This window comes from Mucilaginibacter jinjuensis, from assembly GCF_028596025.1.
Classification (GTDB): Bacteria; Bacteroidota; Bacteroidia; order Sphingobacteriales; family Sphingobacteriaceae; genus Mucilaginibacter; species Mucilaginibacter jinjuensis.
The window spans coordinates 6000925-6016958 of sequence record NZ_CP117167.1; the positions used below are offsets into that span (position 1 = coordinate 6000925).

The 16034-nt window shown below is 43.6% G+C and carries 15 protein-coding genes; 12 read left to right on the forward strand and 3 right to left on the reverse strand.

Going from position 1 to position 16034, the window contains the following annotated elements:
* Nucleotides 1-27: 27 nt before the first annotated feature.
* On the forward strand, nucleotides 28-2172 hold the full coding sequence (locus PQO05_RS25995) for a carboxy terminal-processing peptidase (protein ID WP_273630428.1): 2145 nt from the start codon (nucleotides 28-30) through the stop codon (nucleotides 2170-2172).
* A 75-nt stretch (nucleotides 2173-2247) separates the two neighbouring features.
* Here the strand turns inward: PQO05_RS25995 and PQO05_RS26000 are convergent, their stop codons facing one another.
* Complete coding sequence (locus PQO05_RS26000) at nucleotides 2248-2937, reverse strand: outer membrane beta-barrel protein (protein WP_273630429.1); 690 nt, start codon at nucleotides 2935-2937, stop codon at nucleotides 2248-2250.
* Between the two features lie 130 nt (nucleotides 2938-3067).
* Nucleotides 3068-3571 carry a DinB family protein gene (locus tag PQO05_RS26005; protein WP_273630430.1) on the reverse strand — a complete coding sequence of 168 codons (504 nt, stop codon included), beginning with the start codon at nucleotides 3569-3571 and terminating at the stop codon, nucleotides 3068-3070.
* A 123-nt stretch (nucleotides 3572-3694) separates the two neighbouring features.
* Between PQO05_RS26005 and PQO05_RS26010 the strand changes: the two genes are divergently transcribed.
* From PQO05_RS26010 to PQO05_RS26060, 11 genes are all read left to right on the forward strand, one after another.
* A complete protein-coding gene (locus PQO05_RS26010) occupies nucleotides 3695-4789 on the forward strand; it encodes a ligase-associated DNA damage response exonuclease (protein WP_273630431.1) in 1095 nt (364 codons plus the stop codon).
* Nucleotides 4786-6408 carry an ATP-dependent DNA ligase gene (locus PQO05_RS26015; protein WP_273630432.1) on the forward strand — a complete coding sequence of 541 codons (1623 nt, stop codon included), beginning with the start codon at nucleotides 4786-4788 and terminating at the stop codon, nucleotides 6406-6408. Before PQO05_RS26010 ends, PQO05_RS26015 begins: the two co-directional genes overlap by 4 nt.
* A 173-nt stretch (nucleotides 6409-6581) precedes the next feature.
* Nucleotides 6582-7349 (forward strand): DUF1835 domain-containing protein, encoded by a 768-nt coding sequence (locus PQO05_RS26020; RefSeq protein WP_273630433.1) that lies wholly within the window; start codon nucleotides 6582-6584, stop codon nucleotides 7347-7349.
* A 632-nt stretch (nucleotides 7350-7981) separates the two neighbouring features.
* Nucleotides 7982-9535: a flexirubin biosynthesis tyrosine ammonia-lyase FlxA gene (gene flxA, locus PQO05_RS26025; protein ID WP_273630434.1), complete on the forward strand. Its 1554-nt coding sequence runs from the start codon at nucleotides 7982-7984 to the stop codon at nucleotides 9533-9535.
* A gap of 4 nt (nucleotides 9536-9539) precedes the next feature.
* Entirely contained in the window at nucleotides 9540-10268 is a 729-nt protein-coding gene (gene flxB / locus PQO05_RS26030) for a flexirubin biosynthesis SDR family reductase FlxB (protein ID WP_273630435.1), read from the forward strand.
* A gap of 5 nt (nucleotides 10269-10273) precedes the next feature.
* Nucleotides 10274-10696 carry a hotdog family protein gene (locus PQO05_RS26035; RefSeq protein ID WP_273630436.1) on the forward strand — a complete coding sequence of 141 codons (423 nt, stop codon included), beginning with the start codon at nucleotides 10274-10276 and terminating at the stop codon, nucleotides 10694-10696.
* Between the two features lie 7 nt (nucleotides 10697-10703).
* Nucleotides 10704-11840: a beta-ketoacyl-[acyl-carrier-protein] synthase family protein gene (locus PQO05_RS26040; protein WP_273630437.1), complete on the forward strand. Its 1137-nt coding sequence runs from the start codon at nucleotides 10704-10706 to the stop codon at nucleotides 11838-11840.
* Between the two features lie 177 nt (nucleotides 11841-12017).
* Nucleotides 12018-12473: an ATP-binding protein gene (locus PQO05_RS26045; RefSeq protein ID WP_273630438.1), complete on the forward strand. Its 456-nt coding sequence runs from the start codon at nucleotides 12018-12020 to the stop codon at nucleotides 12471-12473.
* A 123-nt stretch (nucleotides 12474-12596) separates the two neighbouring features.
* Nucleotides 12597-13796 (forward strand): beta-ketoacyl-[acyl-carrier-protein] synthase family protein, encoded by a 1200-nt coding sequence (locus tag PQO05_RS26050; RefSeq protein ID WP_273630439.1) that lies wholly within the window; start codon nucleotides 12597-12599, stop codon nucleotides 13794-13796.
* Complete coding sequence (locus tag PQO05_RS26055; protein ID WP_273630440.1) at nucleotides 13793-14833, forward strand: beta-ketoacyl synthase chain length factor; 1041 nt, start codon at nucleotides 13793-13795, stop codon at nucleotides 14831-14833. The genes PQO05_RS26050 and PQO05_RS26055 overlap by 4 nt, the downstream gene beginning before the upstream one ends.
* Nucleotides 14827-15195, forward strand: coding sequence for an ApeI family dehydratase (locus PQO05_RS26060; protein ID WP_273630441.1), 369 nt, complete (start codon nucleotides 14827-14829; stop codon nucleotides 15193-15195). Before PQO05_RS26055 ends, PQO05_RS26060 begins: the two co-directional genes overlap by 7 nt.
* Before the next feature lie 563 nt (nucleotides 15196-15758).
* Here the strand turns inward: PQO05_RS26060 and PQO05_RS26065 are convergent.
* Complete coding sequence (locus PQO05_RS26065) at nucleotides 15759-16022, reverse strand: phosphopantetheine-binding protein (RefSeq protein WP_273630442.1); 264 nt, start codon at nucleotides 16020-16022, stop codon at nucleotides 15759-15761.
* Nucleotides 16023-16034: the final 12 nt, after the last annotated feature.

The following is a 16034-nucleotide window of genomic DNA, read 5'->3' on the forward strand; positions in this document are numbered from 1 at the left end:
CGATTTGATTTAATAACTGCTAAAGACATGTTTAAGAAACTATATATCCTACTTGTTCTGGGCACAGCATTGGCATGTAAAGCTGCGCCAGGCCACCCGCCAGTACCTGCAGGCCCCGGCGATTTACACCCCGATGAGCAACAGAGTGTTGTTTTAAAAGAAGTTGCCGAACTGATATCAAAATACAACTATAAAAAGGTTGAACTGAACGATTCTATTTCGAAAGTGATTTTTGATCGCTATTTAAAATCACTGGACGAAAACCACAATTACTTCCTGGCTGCGGATATCAAAAGTTTCGAACCATATCAAAACGTGTTGGATGAGGATATTAAAAACGGTAACCTCGATGATGTTTTCTTCATTTTTAACACTTACAAAAAGCGTTATAACGAGCATATCAAATACTCTTTAGCACAGCTTGACAAGAACTTCGATTTCACCAAAAACGAAAACTTTACTTACGACCGTGATAGCCTGCCATTTATTGCCACCCAGGCCGAGATGGATGCGCAATGGTCGCAACGCGTAAAATACGATCTGCTTAACCTTAAACTGGCTAATGCAGACATGGCTAAAAACAAAGAAACGCTTAGAAAACGTTACGAAAACCTGTTAACCCAATCTAACAAACTGGCCAATACCGATGTATTGCAATTGTTTATGGATGCGTTAACCAACGCCATTGACCCACACACCAACTATTTTAACCCGGCCAATGCAGCTGAGTTTAATATTGATATGTCGCGCTCACTGGAAGGTATCGGTGCATCACTGATCTCTGAGAACGAGTATGTAACCATTAAAACCATTGTACCGGGCGGCCCTGCTGATAAAAGCCATCAGATTAATATTGATGACCGTATTATTGGCGTAGCGCAAGGTAAAACAGGCGAGTTTCAGGATATCGTAGGTTGGAGGGTTGATAATGCCATCACCCTGATCCGCGGCGCTAAAGGCACTGTGGTAAAATTGAAGATATTACCTAAAGGTAAAAATGCTTCAGACAAGCCTAAGATTGTAGAAATGGTTCGTGAAAAGATCATTCTGCAAGATCAATCAGCTAAAAAAGAAATCCGTACTTATAACGAAAACGGCAAAACTGTTAAAATAGGTATCATTTATGTGCCTGCTTTTTATCTCGATTTTAACGCCTACAAAGCCGGCGACCCTAACTACAAAAGCACAACCCGCGACGTAAAATTAATTCTCGATACCCTGAAACGCGAAAACGTTGATGGTGTAGTAATGGATTTACGCCAAAATGGTGGTGGTTCATTGGTAGAAGCGGTAGACCTTACCGGCTTGTTTATTAAAACCGGCCCTGTTGTACAGGTTCGTGATACTAAAAACCGCGTAGAAGTTGACGAAGACGAAGACCCAGCTATTGCCTGGACAGGCCCTATGGCTGTACTGGTTGACCGTTTCAGTGCTTCGGCCTCTGAGATCTTCTCTGGTGCGATCCAGGATTATGGCCGCGGTATGGTTATCGGCACCCAAACTTATGGTAAGGGCACTGTACAAAGCGTTATCGATTTAGACCAGGTGATCAGTCCATCTATCAGAGACATGGTGGCCAATATCACTACCAAAGGCGGCGCTAAAAAAGCGATCGGCAGCATGTCTAAATTCGGCCAGCTAAATTTAACTATGGCCAAGTTCTATCGCATCAGCGGTGGTTCTACCCAACATAAAGGTGTAACACCAGATATTACCTTCCCGGCTATTATCCCATTGGATAAATACGGCGAAGATACCGAGCCATCTGCTTTGCCTTATGATATGATTAAACAAAGCGAGTATACCAAGGTTGGCGATTTTAGTGCAGTATTACCGCAATTGCGTAAAATGCACGACGACCGCATGAACGCCAGCCCTAACTATAAATACCTGCAGGAAGACATTGCCGACTTTAAGAAACACGACAACGAAAAAAGCGTAACCTTAAACGAAGAGCAATTGAAAAAACAACGCGATGCCGATGAAGAAAAAGCCTTCGAACGCAACAACCTGCGCCGCGTAGCTTTAGGCCTACCTGCATTGAAAAAAGGTGAAAGCCGCCCTAAGAAAGAAGACCTCGACTTCCTGAAAATTGAAGCCGGCCAGATATTGACAGATTACATTAGCCTGGGCAACAAATTAACCGCTGCGCCGGTTAAAAGCAACCCATAAATAAAAATTTATTACCAATAACAAAGGCCTTAAGTATACTTAAGGCCTTTGTTATTGGTGGTGAATACTATTTAACTATTTGCCAAAAGCATAGAATACCGAGAAATTAACACTCGAAAAGAAATTAAAGCCAAAACTATCGGTAGTTGATTTATAATTATACGACGGTTCTTTAGAATCCTGGTGGGTATAACTTAGCGAACCCATTGATGCTGCCAGGCCCACTTTTTTGTACGGGAAGTAAACAAAATCTAACAGTACACCACCAGCTACTGTGGTAGATTTTTGGGGTACAGAATAAGGTACATTTGGTACATTAGGAATGTCTGATAAACTATTGGTGCTTTTACCATATTGGTAAGCAACAAAAGGCCCAGTTCTTATCCCTATCTTATTATCATATAAAAAATACTTTCTTAAATAAACTTCAGCCAAAAATGATTGCGTTTTAACTTTTTCAGGATTATCGGCAAGTACGTCCTCGTCAAAAAACTTCATGTTTTGATAACTGTAACCCAAACTGGCACCCAGATCAAGCTTATTGGCCACAAAATAACTATAGTTGGGCCCTATCGAAAACGTGGTTGTTTTAAGTATGTAGCTATATGGGGTATAACTACTTGGAGGGGCCATATCAACCGTGTTTTTACTTGTAGATACGCCAATAGTACCGCCTAATGTTTGGGTTCCTTTTTCTGTTTGGGCTTTTAAGGTAGTAGCAGCGCTGCTTAATGCAAGCAGCATCAGAACAATTTTTTTATTCATGTGATAAAATTAAGTTGAGGCTAAACTATTACTTTTAAGTTAAACCCTGCGTTAATTTCACCCACCACTACTAATTCTTTAGTTAATCTACTGACTGTGAGATAATTTAATTTATTGTTTAAAAAACTATTTAATTAACGAGATAAGTCCTGATGTTTTTTAGCTGATGGATATGCCTTTGTGTATGCACATCAACAAAATTAATTAACTCTATACGGGTAAGGTGGCCCAGGTTAGGCATTTCAAAATCAGTGCAAAGCAGGTTTAGGTCTTCAACTTTAGCAACTGCGGCAATACCGGCTAATGTGTTTGCCAGATCAGCAGCAATAACCTGCCTATCGTGTGTATTATGCGTTGGTAAAATAAATTCGAGCGATTTCATTTTATGATCAAAGTCCAGGAATATATCCCTTAACATTTGCACATGCTCTTCAGCATTCCTATCTGCAGGTTTTACATTTCCTTCTAAAACATCTACGAATCCTGCGCATGATTTCAGCACATGTTCTGTCACCTGGCCTGCGGTCCAGCTGCCCTCAAACGGTATGGTATCGAACTTTTCTTTAGGGATCGATAAAATTACTTCCAGTAATGCTTTTGATGTGTTTTCAATATTATTTGCAATTGTATTCATAGTATTGTGTATTAACTAACACAAAATTAGGCACATATATGTAGCACCCGGTGTGTATAAGCGACAATGTAAGGGGCTGATTGCGACAACCAAACATTTAACTACAGCCGAAGTTATATAACCATGCCCCGCAAACCACTGCTCGAGTTTACTGATAAAGGCATTTACTGCGCCAAAGGGAAATTTTACATTGACCCCTGGAAACCTGTGGATGATGCCGTGATTACCCATGCCCATGCCGATCATGCTTACGTTGGTCATAAACACTACCTTGCGCATCACCTATCGCGCGAGGTATTGTACTACCGTTTGGGCGAAATCAATTTACAAACCGTGGAGTACGGCGAAACCGTAATGAAGAACGGTGTTGAAGTTACCCTCTTTCCTGCCGGGCACGTAATTGGCTCTGCGCAAATCAGGGTAGTTAGCCAAGGCGAGATCTGGGTAGTATCAGGCGATTACAAAACCGAAGATGATGGTGTATGTGCGCCCTTTGAACCGGTAGCTTGCCATCACTTTATATCAGAATGCACCTTTGGGATGCCCGTTTATCAATGGAAACCACAGACACAATTATTTGCTGATATGAATAACTGGTGGCAACACAACCTCGAAAATAACCAGGCCACCGTTGTTGTAGGTTATTCTTTAGGCAAAGCACAGCGCATCATTCAGAACCTCGACCTATCTATCGGTAAAATATATACACATGGAGTGATCGAAAACACGAACGAAGCCCTGCGTCGTAACGGTGTAATACTGAACCCTACCACACGCATTACGGTAGATTCTAACAAGGATGAAGTTCGTAAAGGCATTATCATAGCCCCGCCATCAGCAGTAGGTTCGCCCTGGATGCGTAAGTTTCAACCTTATAGTTTTGGTTATTGCTCAGGCTGGATGGCTATTCGCGGGGCCAAACGCCGCCGCGCCGCAGATCGTGGCTTTGTACTTTCAGACCATGCCGACTGGAACGGACTCATCAGCGCCATCGACGCGACGGGTTGCGAGAGTGTTTATCTCACCCATGGTTATACCGCCAGTTTTACCCGTTATTTAAGTGAAATTGGTTTCGATGCGCATGAAGTGCATACATTATATGGTGGTGAGGAAGAAGAAGTTGCCCCTTCCCAACCCTCCCTGGAAGGGAGAGGTCTGGATGAACAATTAAATAAAGTCTCCCCTCCGGGGGGAGATTTAGAGGGGGCTATTCTATGAAAGCATTTGCCCAACTTTTCCTCTCGCTCGATGAGACTAATAAAACCAACGAGAAGGTTCGCATACTGAAAGAATATTTCAATGCCGTACCCGATACCGACAAAATGCACATGCTGGCCTTGTTTACCGGGCGCAAACCCAAAAGGCAAATCAACAGCACTTTGTTTAAACTATGGGCTCTGGAAGCCTTGCACTTACCGGCATGGCTGTTTGAAGAAAGTTACCACGTAGTTGGTGATCTGGCCGAAACCATTGCGTTGCTCTTCCCTCAAAATACGGAGCAAAGCAGCAGCAAAACATTAACGGAATGGATAGCAGAAATTAATGGACTATCTACTTTTACTGAGGAGGAAAAGAAAACCTGGCTGCAATACTCCTGGTCTATCCTGGATACCCAGGAACGTTTTGTATTTAACAAGTTAATGACGGGCAGCTTCCGCGTAGGCGTATCGCAAAATCTGGTGGTAAAAGCCGTTGCCGACATTGCCAATCTGGATGCCAATGTACTTACACACCGTATTATGGGCAGCTGGGCTCCCGAGGAATATACTTTCGCGCAGCTTATTCAACCCAAACAGGACGCGGAAGATATATCGCGCCCCTACCCCTTTTTCCTTGCTTATCCTATCCAGGAAACCTCTACTGTACAAAAATCTGTGGAGGATTTACAGTCAGCATTAGGCGATGCATCTGAGTGGCAAGCCGAATGGAAATGGGATGGCATCCGTGCGCAATTAATTAAACGCGATGGCCAGCTTTTTATATGGAGCCGGGGCGAAGATCTTTCAACAGATAAATTTCCTGAATTGCATCCTTTTATGAAGGATTTGCCCGACGGTACAGTACTCGATGGCGAGATACTTAGTTTTCGTAACGGTTTGCCTCTACCCTTTAATGTGCTGCAAACCCGTATCGGGCGAAAGAACCTGACGAAAAAAATTCTCGAAGACAGCCCGGTTTCGCTCATTGCTTATGATTGTCTGGAGTATAATGGCGAAGACATCCGTTATAAAACACAGACAGAACGCAGGGCGATTTTGGAAGATTTGCATCGGGATAATACTTACCCCGAAATCTTCAACATCTCACCATTAATTAATTTTAACAGTTGGAACGAACTCAGCGAAACCCGCGGGCAATCGCGCGAAATGATTGCCGAAGGTATTATGCTGAAACGCAAAAACGCTACCTATCAGGTTGGCCGTCGCCGGGGCGATTGGTGGAAATGGAAAATAGACCCGCTCTCCATCGACGCAGTAATGATCTATGCCCAGAAAGGCCACGGCCGCCGGGCCGATTTATACACCGACTATACCTTCGCTGTTTGGGATGGCGATAAGTTAGTCCCCTTCGTCAAAGCCTACTCTGGCCTAACCGATGCCGAGATTAATAAGGTAGATTACTTTGTGAAGCGCAACACGCTCGAAAAATTTGGCCCGGTACGCACCGTTAAACCCGAACTGGTTTTTGAGATTGGCTTCGAAGGGATCAATAAATCAACCCGGCATAAATCAGGCGTAGCATTGCGCTTCCCAAGGATACTGCGCTGGCGGCATGATAAATCGAAAGAAGAGGCGGATAGTATTGAGACGTTGAAAGCATTGTTGGGAGGAGAGTAAAACGGGCTGTCATGCTGAGGCACTCGAAGCATGGTGGGCAGGCCTCTGCGCACGATCCTTCGACGGAGCTCAGGATGACAGGCTTACACCTACAAACAAACGTTTCATCTTCCCCATGTCACATATCCAAAACATCTAACCAACAAATCGTCCAATAACATACCTTTATCCCTATGGAAAAAGCACTCCACATCCTCAACGGCGACGATACTTTAAAAGGTTTTAACGATAGCGGCCTCGATGGCGATGTTATTGTTTGGCGCGAGGTACTTTCAGAAGGCCCGGTGTGTAAAACTATCGACAGTGAATTTTGGAAAATGCGTGCTAAATGGATCAGCGAAACTTTTAAAGTTACGCCCGAATATTATTTTGAACGGCAGGTTGATAAGCTCGCCCAATTTAATTGCCCGCATGAAGAAATTAACCTTTGGTTCGAGTTCGATCTGCATTGCCAAATCAATATGCTGGCAGCCATGCAACTGATAGAACAGCAGGTTGACCTGAGCGAAAAAGCCATCTATTTAATTTCTCCCGATAGCTATCCCGGCATAGAAGATTTCCGTGGTATGGGCCAACTCGACGGTGAACAACTGGAATACCTTTTCGATGGCCGCCTGCGCCTTACCGAATACGATTTCCGCCTGGCTGAAGAAGCCTGGAGCTTATATGTAAAAGGCGATATTACCGAATTACAAAACTGGATAGATACCAACCCTTTCTGGGGTAGCCTGCACCTACTTAAAGCCGCCATGCAGGCCCATGTTAAACGTTTAACCGTAAATGCAGATGGTTTGGGTTATATCGAGCAAAAGTTATTAGGTATTCAGCAAAGCGGTGTGGCTGACAGGATTGAGATTTATAAGCATTTCTGGGCTGACGAAAAGATTTATGGTATGGGTGATAGGGAATTGGATATTTATTTGGATAAATTAGGTTTATAAAATTGCCTCCTTTGTTATTGCGAGGTACGAAGCATACCTGGCTTATAGGGACAGTGCTTGATTAACGCAAACGCTATTATAAATGGATTGTACTACTATTATCGTCAGTCCCGCTCAATCGCCGCGGGTTGGGCTGTTACTTTTGGCTTGATCCAAAAGTAACCAAAAGATCAAGACGCAAAAAAGCTCCACCGCACAATCCCACTTCACGGCCACGCTTTTGCGTCGGGGCCACCGCTCGCAAGGTTTAGAACCATTCTACAAGCCGACGCAACCACTACATTAACATAACCTCTCCTCAGGCAGCATTGGCAATGTTGCGGCAACCACTGTCCCTGCTCAACCACAGGTAGTTCATAGCAACAGGGCCCGGCTGCGACTTTTCTTTTGGTTACTTTTCTTTTGAGAGAAAAGAAAAGTGACATCCACTGACGTTTCATAAAGTACACTACCCTCCCTAATGAAAAACGGATTTCTGTCTTATATATTAAAGACCGTATTTATCAATCTTAGATTACTTCGTACCTCGCGATGATGCGCTTTTAATAATCCTAAATTCCTCACCCTATCCCTCATTATATTTTCCTAAATTTACCCGTTTAAATATCTATCATATTACAAAAAACTTGCCCATGATAAGTGTTGGACAAAGCACGTTGCCCTTAAATGATTTTGCAGAAGTTATTTTCAATAACCAGCAGGTTGAGCTGGATAAAACGGCTTTAGATAATGTTACCACTAACTATAATTTTCTTACCAAGTTCTCGTCAAACAAGCTGATTTACGGTATCAATACCGGTTTTGGCCCAATGGCGCAGTACAAAATAAGCGACGATAGCCTTTTACAACTTCAATATAACTTAATCCGCAGCCACTCATCTGGCAGCGGCAATTTGCTGCCTGCCCATTTGGTGAAAGCCCTGATGGTGGCACGATTGAATAGCTTTATGCAAGCCCGCTCTGGCGTGCACCCGGATGTGGTTCATTTGCTGGCTGATCTCATCAACAAAAACATCGCACCTTGTATTTTTGAACATGGTGGTGTTGGTGCAAGCGGCGATTTAGTGCAATTAGCTCACTTAGGCTTGGTGCTGATTGGCGAAGGCGAAGTAATTTTTGAAGGCGAAGTTAGGCCAACTGCAGAGGTATTTGCAGAGCAGGGTGTTAAAGCCTTAACTATTCACGGCCGTGAAGGCTTGGCCATTATTAACGGTACTTCGGCTATGACGGGTATCGGAATGACTAACGTGATCCGCGCACAAAAGCTGCTGGATTGGTCGGTTATGCTGTCATCAATGGTGAACGAAATTGTAGAAGCTTATGACGATCACTTCAGTTATGAACTGAATATTGTTAAACGCCACCGCGGCCAGAACGAGATCGGCACGCAAATGCGGGAGATACTAAAAGACAGCAAACTGATCCGCGACCGTTCGGAACATTTATATAACCCTGATAATTTAGATCAGGAAGTATTTGAGGATAAGGTACAGGAGTATTATTCGCTTCGCTGTGTAACCCAAATCCTGGGTCCGATTTATGATACCATCCAGTATGCGGGTGATGTTTTAGAAAACGAGCTGAACTCGGTAAACGACAACCCGGTGATCGACCACGAGAACAATAATGTTTTCCACGGTGGTAACTTCCATGGCGATTATGTATCGCTGGAAATGGATAAGCTGAAGATTGCCATCACCAAGCTTTCCATGTTGTCAGAAAGACAATTGAATTACCTGCTGAACCAAAAGCTGAACCAAAAATTTCCGCCGTTTGTAAACCTGGGTGTATTGGGCTTAAACTTTGGTATGCAAGGTGTGCAGTTTACGGCAGTATCAACTGTGGCTGAGAACCAAACGCTATCGTTTCCGATGTATGTACACAGCATCCCAAATAATAACGACAACCAGGATATGGTGAGCATGGGTTGCAATGCAGCTTTGATGACCAAGAAAGTGATCGATAACTCGTTCGAAGTATTAACCATTCAATTGATGACCATCATTCAGGCGATTGAGTATATGGGTTGTCAGGATAGGTTATCGTCTGCATCTGCCTCGGTTTATAGCCAGGTGCGCGAGATATTCCCGGCGTTTGTGGAAGATGTGCCGCAATACAAAACGCAGAAAAAGATCAGGGAGTTTTTAGAAACGGCAGGTTCATTTATCCCTGCACAGGCAAACTAAATATATGAAGTGCGCACTAATTACCGGCGGATCTCGTGGCATTGGCAGGGCAATTTGCCTTAAAATGGCCGCGCTGGGTTATTATGTACTCATTAATTATAAAAGCAATACGGCCGAGGCTGAAGAAACACTTCGGCTGATTAAAGATAATAACGGTGATGGCGAACTGCTGCCTTTTGATGTATCTGCCAAAGAGCAGGTGCAGCAGGTTTTAGGGCTTTGGATCGAAGCCAACGAAGCCAAACCCATCGAAGTGCTGGTAAACAACGCAGGCATTCGCGACGATAGCCTGTTGGCCTGGATGACCGACGAGCAGTGGGACAACGTAATAAGCACTAATCTCGACAGTTTTTTTTACACCACCCGTTTAGTGCTAAACAGCATGATGATGAACCGTTTCGGTCGCATCATCAATGTGGTCTCGTTGTCTGGCATTAAGGGCTTACCGGGCCAAACCAATTATTCGGCCGCTAAAGCTGGGCTAATTGGTGCTACCAAAGCACTCGCGCAGGAGGTTGGCCGTCAAGGCATTACCGTAAACGCACTGGCACCCGGCTTTATTAAAACCGATATGACAGAAGGTTTGGACGAAAAAGAACTCCGCAACCAAATCCCGGTTCGTCGTTTTGGTTTGCCGGAAGAAGTAGCGCATGCAGCGGCTTTCCTTGCTTCGGCAGAATCGGGTTATATCACCGGTCAGGTTTTATCTATTAACGGTGGTTTATATTCTTAATTAGTATGCTACCGCAATCTGCAATTCCACTCATCCCGCAAAAGGCGCCATTTGTAATGGTTGATGAGTTGTTGCATGCCGATGAAACTACGGCAAAGTGCAGCTTTATCATTCGAAAAGATAACCCATTAGTGGATCAAGGCATTTTTCAGGAAGGCGGCCTGCTCGAAAACATAGCCCAAACCGCAGCTGCACAAGCAGGCTATAAAGCACAAGCCGAAAACAAACCGGTTGCTGCCGGGTTTATCGGTTCAGTAAGAGATTTCGAAGTTTTCGCACTGCCAAAAACTGGTGATGAACTTATAACTGAGATTACGGTAGAAGATCAGGTTTTCGATGTAACGGTAATATCGGGTAAAGTTTGGCACAGCGCTAAACTACTGGCCAGCTGCGAAATGAAAATATTTATACAGCAAAATAACGTGTGAGCCGCCAATGGGAACCAACAATAAAGATGTATTTATTATAGCAGATAACGTCTACTCCCCTATAGGCATTACTACGCAGCAAAATTTTGAGCAAGTAAAAAACGGCGTTTCGGGCGTTCAAAAACATGATCGACCTGATTTATCCGATGTTTCGATCTCTGCTTCTATCTTCAACAAAGACCAGGTTTTTATTTCCGGTGAACATAATTACACCAAGTTTGAACAGTTGCTTATTGCCTCTGTCACAGATGCATTAAGCTATACCGATATTAAGATTGATGATCCTAAAACGGGATTGATTATTTCATCAACCAAAGGCAACATTAGTCTGCTGGAAACTGAAGAAAATAACGAAACTTTACAAAAGCGCATCAGCCTGAATACTTCGGCACAATTAATTGCCGGGCATTTTGGATTCGTTAATCAACCCATCATTATTTCCAATGCTTGTATTTCCGGCGTTATGGCGATTGTGACGGGTATGCGAATGATCCAATCAGGCCAATACAATCAGGTAGTAGTTACGGGTGCCGATGTTATTTCAAAATTTGTGGTGTCAGGATTTCAATCGTTCCAGGCCTTAAGCTCGGAAAGGTGTAAGCCTTTTGATAAAAACCGTACAGGCTTAAACTTAGGTGAAGGTGCAGCCACGGTAATTTTATCGGGCGATGAAAAATATAAAGGAAATATCAGGGTAACAGGCGGTGGCATTAGTAATGATGCTAACCATATCTCGGGCCCATCACGTACCGGGCAGGAACTGGGTGGTGCGATAATTAAAGCAATAAACAATGCCGGAGTCAAGGCAGAGGATATCGGTTTAGTCTCAGCACACGGCACAGCAACTCCATACAATGATGAAATGGAAGCCAAGGCCATAACACTCGCCGGCTTGCAGAACGCCCCCGTAAACGGCTTAAAAGCCTTTTACGGCCATACATTGGGTGCTGCAGGCTTGATTGAAACTGTACTGGCTAAACAGTGTATGGAACAAAACACGCTTTTACCTACTTTAGGTTTTAAGGAAACGGGCACTGCACCATTAAACATAACCACCGCTGTAAACCACGTAGAAATTAAACACGGTGTAAAAACAGCGTCGGGCTTTGGTGGTTGTAATGGGGCTTTGGTATTGAGTAAATAAATTAGCAGAAAGAGATTGTCGGCACAGAAACAACATATTACAAGCAGCTGTATCATTAGCAACAATGCAGTGTACAAGAGCGGGGAGCCGGTGTTCAGAGCTCAGGGCTCAGACCCTGCTTCATTCTTGCTATCAGTTTATCAGCATTTCGAACTCAACTATCCAAAATTTTATAAAATGGATAATCTGAGTAAACTGGGCTGGCTGGCATCAGAAGTTTTGTTGAAGGACGGTTTCGACAAATCGAAGTATCAGCCCGAAGAAATCGGCATTGTTTTAACCAATGCCAACTCGAGCCTCGATGCAGATCTAAAATATTGGGATTCGGTACAGGATATGGCAAGCCCTTCGTTGTTTGTGTATACCTTGCCTAATATTGTAATTGGCGAGATATGTATCCGCAACGGTTTTAAAGGCGAAGATGCGCTTTACCTCACCCCGCTATTTGATGCCGCATTTTTGCAGCAGCAGGTAAGTTATTTGTTGGATAACGACATTTTGAAAGCCTGCATTTGTGGCTGGGTAGATGTAGTTGGAGATGATTATAAATCGGCGTTATTTTTGGTAGAGAAGAGTGATAATGGGATTGAGTTTAGTGTTGAGGAGTTGAATAAGATATTTACGGCACAATAATATAATTTGTCATTGCGAGGAGGAACGACGTGGCAATCTCGTCGCAAGTATATTTGATCTGTACAGCTACGAGATTGCTTCGTTCCTCGCAATGACAAAATGAAATAAAGGATAATAACAAAAATGAGTTCACCGGTTTACGTTGCAGGCTTAGGCGTTATATCTGCCATTGGAAACAATGTGGCCGAGAACCTGGCTGCGCTTAAAAGCGGCAAGGCGGGCATGGCCGATATTACTTACCTTAAAACGAGACATGAGCATGAAATCCCTGCTGCCGAAGTAAAATTTAGCAATCAGGAGCTGGCTGAGAAAGCCGGGTTTGCAGCACATATCAGTCGCACAGCATTATTGAGCAGCATTGCAGCGAAAGAAGCACTGGACGATTCAGGGGTTAAAAACCTCGAAGGCCTGCGTATCGGCTTTATCTCAGCCAATACCGTTGGTGGTATGGATAAAAGCGAGCATTTTTACGAAGATTTTTTAAAAGACAACCAAACCGGCGATTTACTCGATGTAGTAAACCACGGCTGTGGTAATATTACCGAACTGGTAGCCGATCAGCTGGGTATCAACAGTTATGTAACTACCATTAGCACAGCCTGCTCCTCATCGGCAAATGCGATATTTTTTGGGGCGAGATTGATTCGCGCCGGGATACTGGATGCAGTTGTAGCAGGAGGAACAGACGCTTTCACTAAGTTTACATTGAATGGCTTTAACACGCTCATGATCCTTGATCGTGAGTTCTGCAAACCATTTGATGAAAACCGCGAAGGCCTTAACCTGGGCGAAGGCGCAGGATACGTGGTTTTGGTATCAGATAAAGTAGCTCAACAACTCAATAAAGAATTTTACGGTAAATTAAGTGGTTATGATAACAGCAATGATGCCTATCACCAAACCGCAACCTCACCCGAAGGTGATGGCCCATACATGGCCATGCAGGGTGCATTGAAACGCGCAGGGTTACAGCCATCAGATATTGGCTACATTAACCTTCACGGCACCGGAACTCCCAATAACGACCAAAGTGAAGGCACAGCTGTAATGCGATTATTCAATGGCAATTATCCGCCCATGAGCTCAACCAAATCATTTACCGGGCATACACTTGGGGCAAGTGGTGGTATTGAGGCTGTGTTCTCCTTGCTGGCTTTAAAACACGGCTTGGTATTCCCTAACCTGCGTTTTGAGACCCAGATGAAAGAACTGCCATTTGCACCGCAGACAGAATTGCTGACTGACCAAGCCATCAATCACGTCCTGTCAAACTCTTTTGGCTTCGGCGGTAATTGTTCATCATTAATATTTTCGAAAGCATGATGATGAAATTATATATCAGATCGGCATCAGCAATATCGCCTCAGCAAACTTTTGGCGATGTGCCGTTTTTAGCAGAAACAATTGTTTACGATACGCCGCGCTTGGCAGCTATTGAGCCGGACTATAAACCCTTCCTCGATCCCAAGTTAAGCCGACGTATGAGCCGGGTTATCAAGATGGGCGTAGCTGCGGCAAAGGATTCCCTGCAACAGGCTAATGTAACCATGCCCGATGCTATTATCACCGGTACGGCCTACGGTTGCGTAGAAGATACCACCATTTTCCTCACCCGCATTATTGAGCAGGAAGAGGAGATGCTGCCACCTACGGCTTTCATTCAATCTACCCATAACACCGTAGCTGCGCAAATTGCATTGATGCTGCAATGCCATGCTTATAACAATACGTTTGTACATAAAAGTTTTTCGTTCGAAAGCGCTTTAATGGATGCCGCGATGTTGTTTGCAGAAAACGAGGCATCAACCATTCTGGTAGGCGGCATTGATGAAATTACCGATGCCAATTATGCCATTTTTGGCCGCTTCGATACCTACAAAAAAGGCGACTTTACTAACACAGATTTATTTTCTGTTGACTCACCGGGTACTATTGCAGGTGAAGGTGCTGCATTCTTTGTGTTATCGAATGAAGCCTCTGCGGGCGATATTGCTTGTCTCGATGCATTTCAAACCTTTTACAAGCCTGTTGATATTGAAAAGGATGTTACCAGCTTCTTAGCTGCGAACGCTGTTTCATTAGCCGACATCGATCTTATTATTTCGGGCAAAAACGGAGATGTGGAAACAGACCCTCCGCTCGATCAGTTGGAAAACAGCTTATTCCAAAACAATCAAATCGCGCATTATAAACACTTATGCGGCGAGTACCCAACGGCTTCCTCTTTTGCTTTATGGATGGCTGCAAATGTGGTAAAAAATGGTACGCTGCCCGATAGTCCGGTCGTTATTAAAAAGGTGTTGATCTGTACCCATTATCAGAATAAATACTGGTCGCTAATGCTGGTTTCGGCATGTTAAGGGGCGATTTATATACGTTAGAGGATTTTGCATGTGGTGATGGCTCTGCAACTGCTACCCTATTACTCAATTCTACTCATCCTATATTTAAAGGGCATTATCCGGGGCAACCAGTGTTACCAGGGGCATGTATTTTGCAGATTGTGAAAGAAGTTTTATCATCTGTCATTGAAAGCGAGGTTCTGCTTGTCATTGCAAATAACTTGAAGTTTCTTTTAATGATAGACCCTGGCTTAATGCCAGCATTAGCTTTTAAATTGACTTATCAGGAAGTTGATGAACAGTTTTTAAAGGTTACTGCCTCGTTGCATTTTGACGAAAAGGCTTGTTTTAAGTTTCAGGGAAGTTTTAGGAAGTTTTGAATATACCTTTCCCACTTTGTCATTTAGGACGATAGGAGAAATCTTGTATAATAGGACTTATCGCAAGCAGAAGATTTCTCCTATCGTCGAAATGACAAAAACACAAAATTTCAGAAGGATTTGAATAGTATCGTCATTGTTTCTTATCTCACAATGACGTAGTAGATGGCTCTGTATACGACGAGATTGCCACGCTATCGCTCGCAATGACAAGATTGATATGATCGGGAAATCTGAACAGGAGAACCAAACATAACCTAATAATTGTGGCCTCTTAATTTTCGGGCAGCACCGCAATTGCTTCAGCACACCCTTTCATAGAAAATTGAGCAGCCACGAGTTTTCTTTGGTTACTTTCTTTTGCGGAAAAAGAAAGTGACATCCACTGACGATTCATATATTATTCTACCCTTCCTAATGGAAAACGGATTTCTGCGATATGTAAGTTACCACTCTGTAGGTCGGGGATTGCTTCGTTCCTCGCAATGACGCGGTGGGAGACTCTATATACGACGAGATTGCCACGCTATCGCTCGCAATGACACAAGGAAAAAAGCTTCGACTTATTTACTCGAATGCTCTAAAATATAATCAGCCATTGAATTTACATCAACCAAAACCTTACGCCCATCTTTAGGATCTTTAATGGTAATGCCGTATTCTTTTTTCAATAATACGATTAGCTCTAATGAATCGATAGAATCTAAACCTAAACCATCGCCGAATAGCGGCTCATCATCTTTAATATCGGCCGGGCTAAGGTCTGTTAAGTTTAAGAATTTGATGATCTGACCTTTTAGCTGTTCTTTCAGCGCTTCTTTTTCCATTATATATATTCT

What these genes read in the sequence shown, in the direction of transcription:
- PQO05_RS26045 (WP_273630438.1), top strand. Translation starts at nt 12,018, where the DNA reads ATGGATAATCTGAGTAAACTGGGCTGGCTGGCATCAGAAGTTTTGTTG.
- PQO05_RS26010 (WP_273630431.1), top strand. Translation starts at nt 3,695, where the DNA reads ATGCCCCGCAAACCACTGCTCGAGTTTACTGATAAAGGCATTTACTGC.
- PQO05_RS25995 (WP_273630428.1), top strand. Translation starts at nt 28, where the DNA reads ATGTTTAAGAAACTATATATCCTACTTGTTCTGGGCACAGCATTGGCA.
- PQO05_RS26020 (WP_273630433.1), top strand. Translation starts at nt 6,582, where the DNA reads ATGGAAAAAGCACTCCACATCCTCAACGGCGACGATACTTTAAAAGGT.
- PQO05_RS26005 (WP_273630430.1), bottom strand. Translation starts at nt 3,571, where the DNA reads ATGAATACAATTGCAAATAATATTGAAAACACATCAAAAGCATTACTG.
- PQO05_RS26065 (WP_273630442.1), bottom strand. Translation starts at nt 16,022, where the DNA reads ATGGAAAAAGAAGCGCTGAAAGAACAGCTAAAAGGTCAGATCATCAAA.
- flxB (WP_273630435.1), top strand. Translation starts at nt 9,540, where the DNA reads ATGAAGTGCGCACTAATTACCGGCGGATCTCGTGGCATTGGCAGGGCA.
- PQO05_RS26000 (WP_273630429.1), bottom strand. Translation starts at nt 2,937, where the DNA reads ATGAATAAAAAAATTGTTCTGATGCTGCTTGCATTAAGCAGCGCTGCT.
- PQO05_RS26015 (WP_273630432.1), top strand. Translation starts at nt 4,786, where the DNA reads ATGAAAGCATTTGCCCAACTTTTCCTCTCGCTCGATGAGACTAATAAA.
- PQO05_RS26050 (WP_273630439.1), top strand. Translation starts at nt 12,597, where the DNA reads ATGAGTTCACCGGTTTACGTTGCAGGCTTAGGCGTTATATCTGCCATT.
- PQO05_RS26040 (WP_273630437.1), top strand. Translation starts at nt 10,704, where the DNA reads ATGGGAACCAACAATAAAGATGTATTTATTATAGCAGATAACGTCTAC.
- PQO05_RS26055 (WP_273630440.1), top strand. Translation starts at nt 13,793, where the DNA reads ATGATGATGAAATTATATATCAGATCGGCATCAGCAATATCGCCTCAG.
- PQO05_RS26060 (WP_273630441.1), top strand. Translation starts at nt 14,827, where the DNA reads ATGTTAAGGGGCGATTTATATACGTTAGAGGATTTTGCATGTGGTGAT.
- flxA (WP_273630434.1), top strand. Translation starts at nt 7,982, where the DNA reads ATGATAAGTGTTGGACAAAGCACGTTGCCCTTAAATGATTTTGCAGAA.
- PQO05_RS26035 (WP_273630436.1), top strand. Translation starts at nt 10,274, where the DNA reads ATGCTACCGCAATCTGCAATTCCACTCATCCCGCAAAAGGCGCCATTT.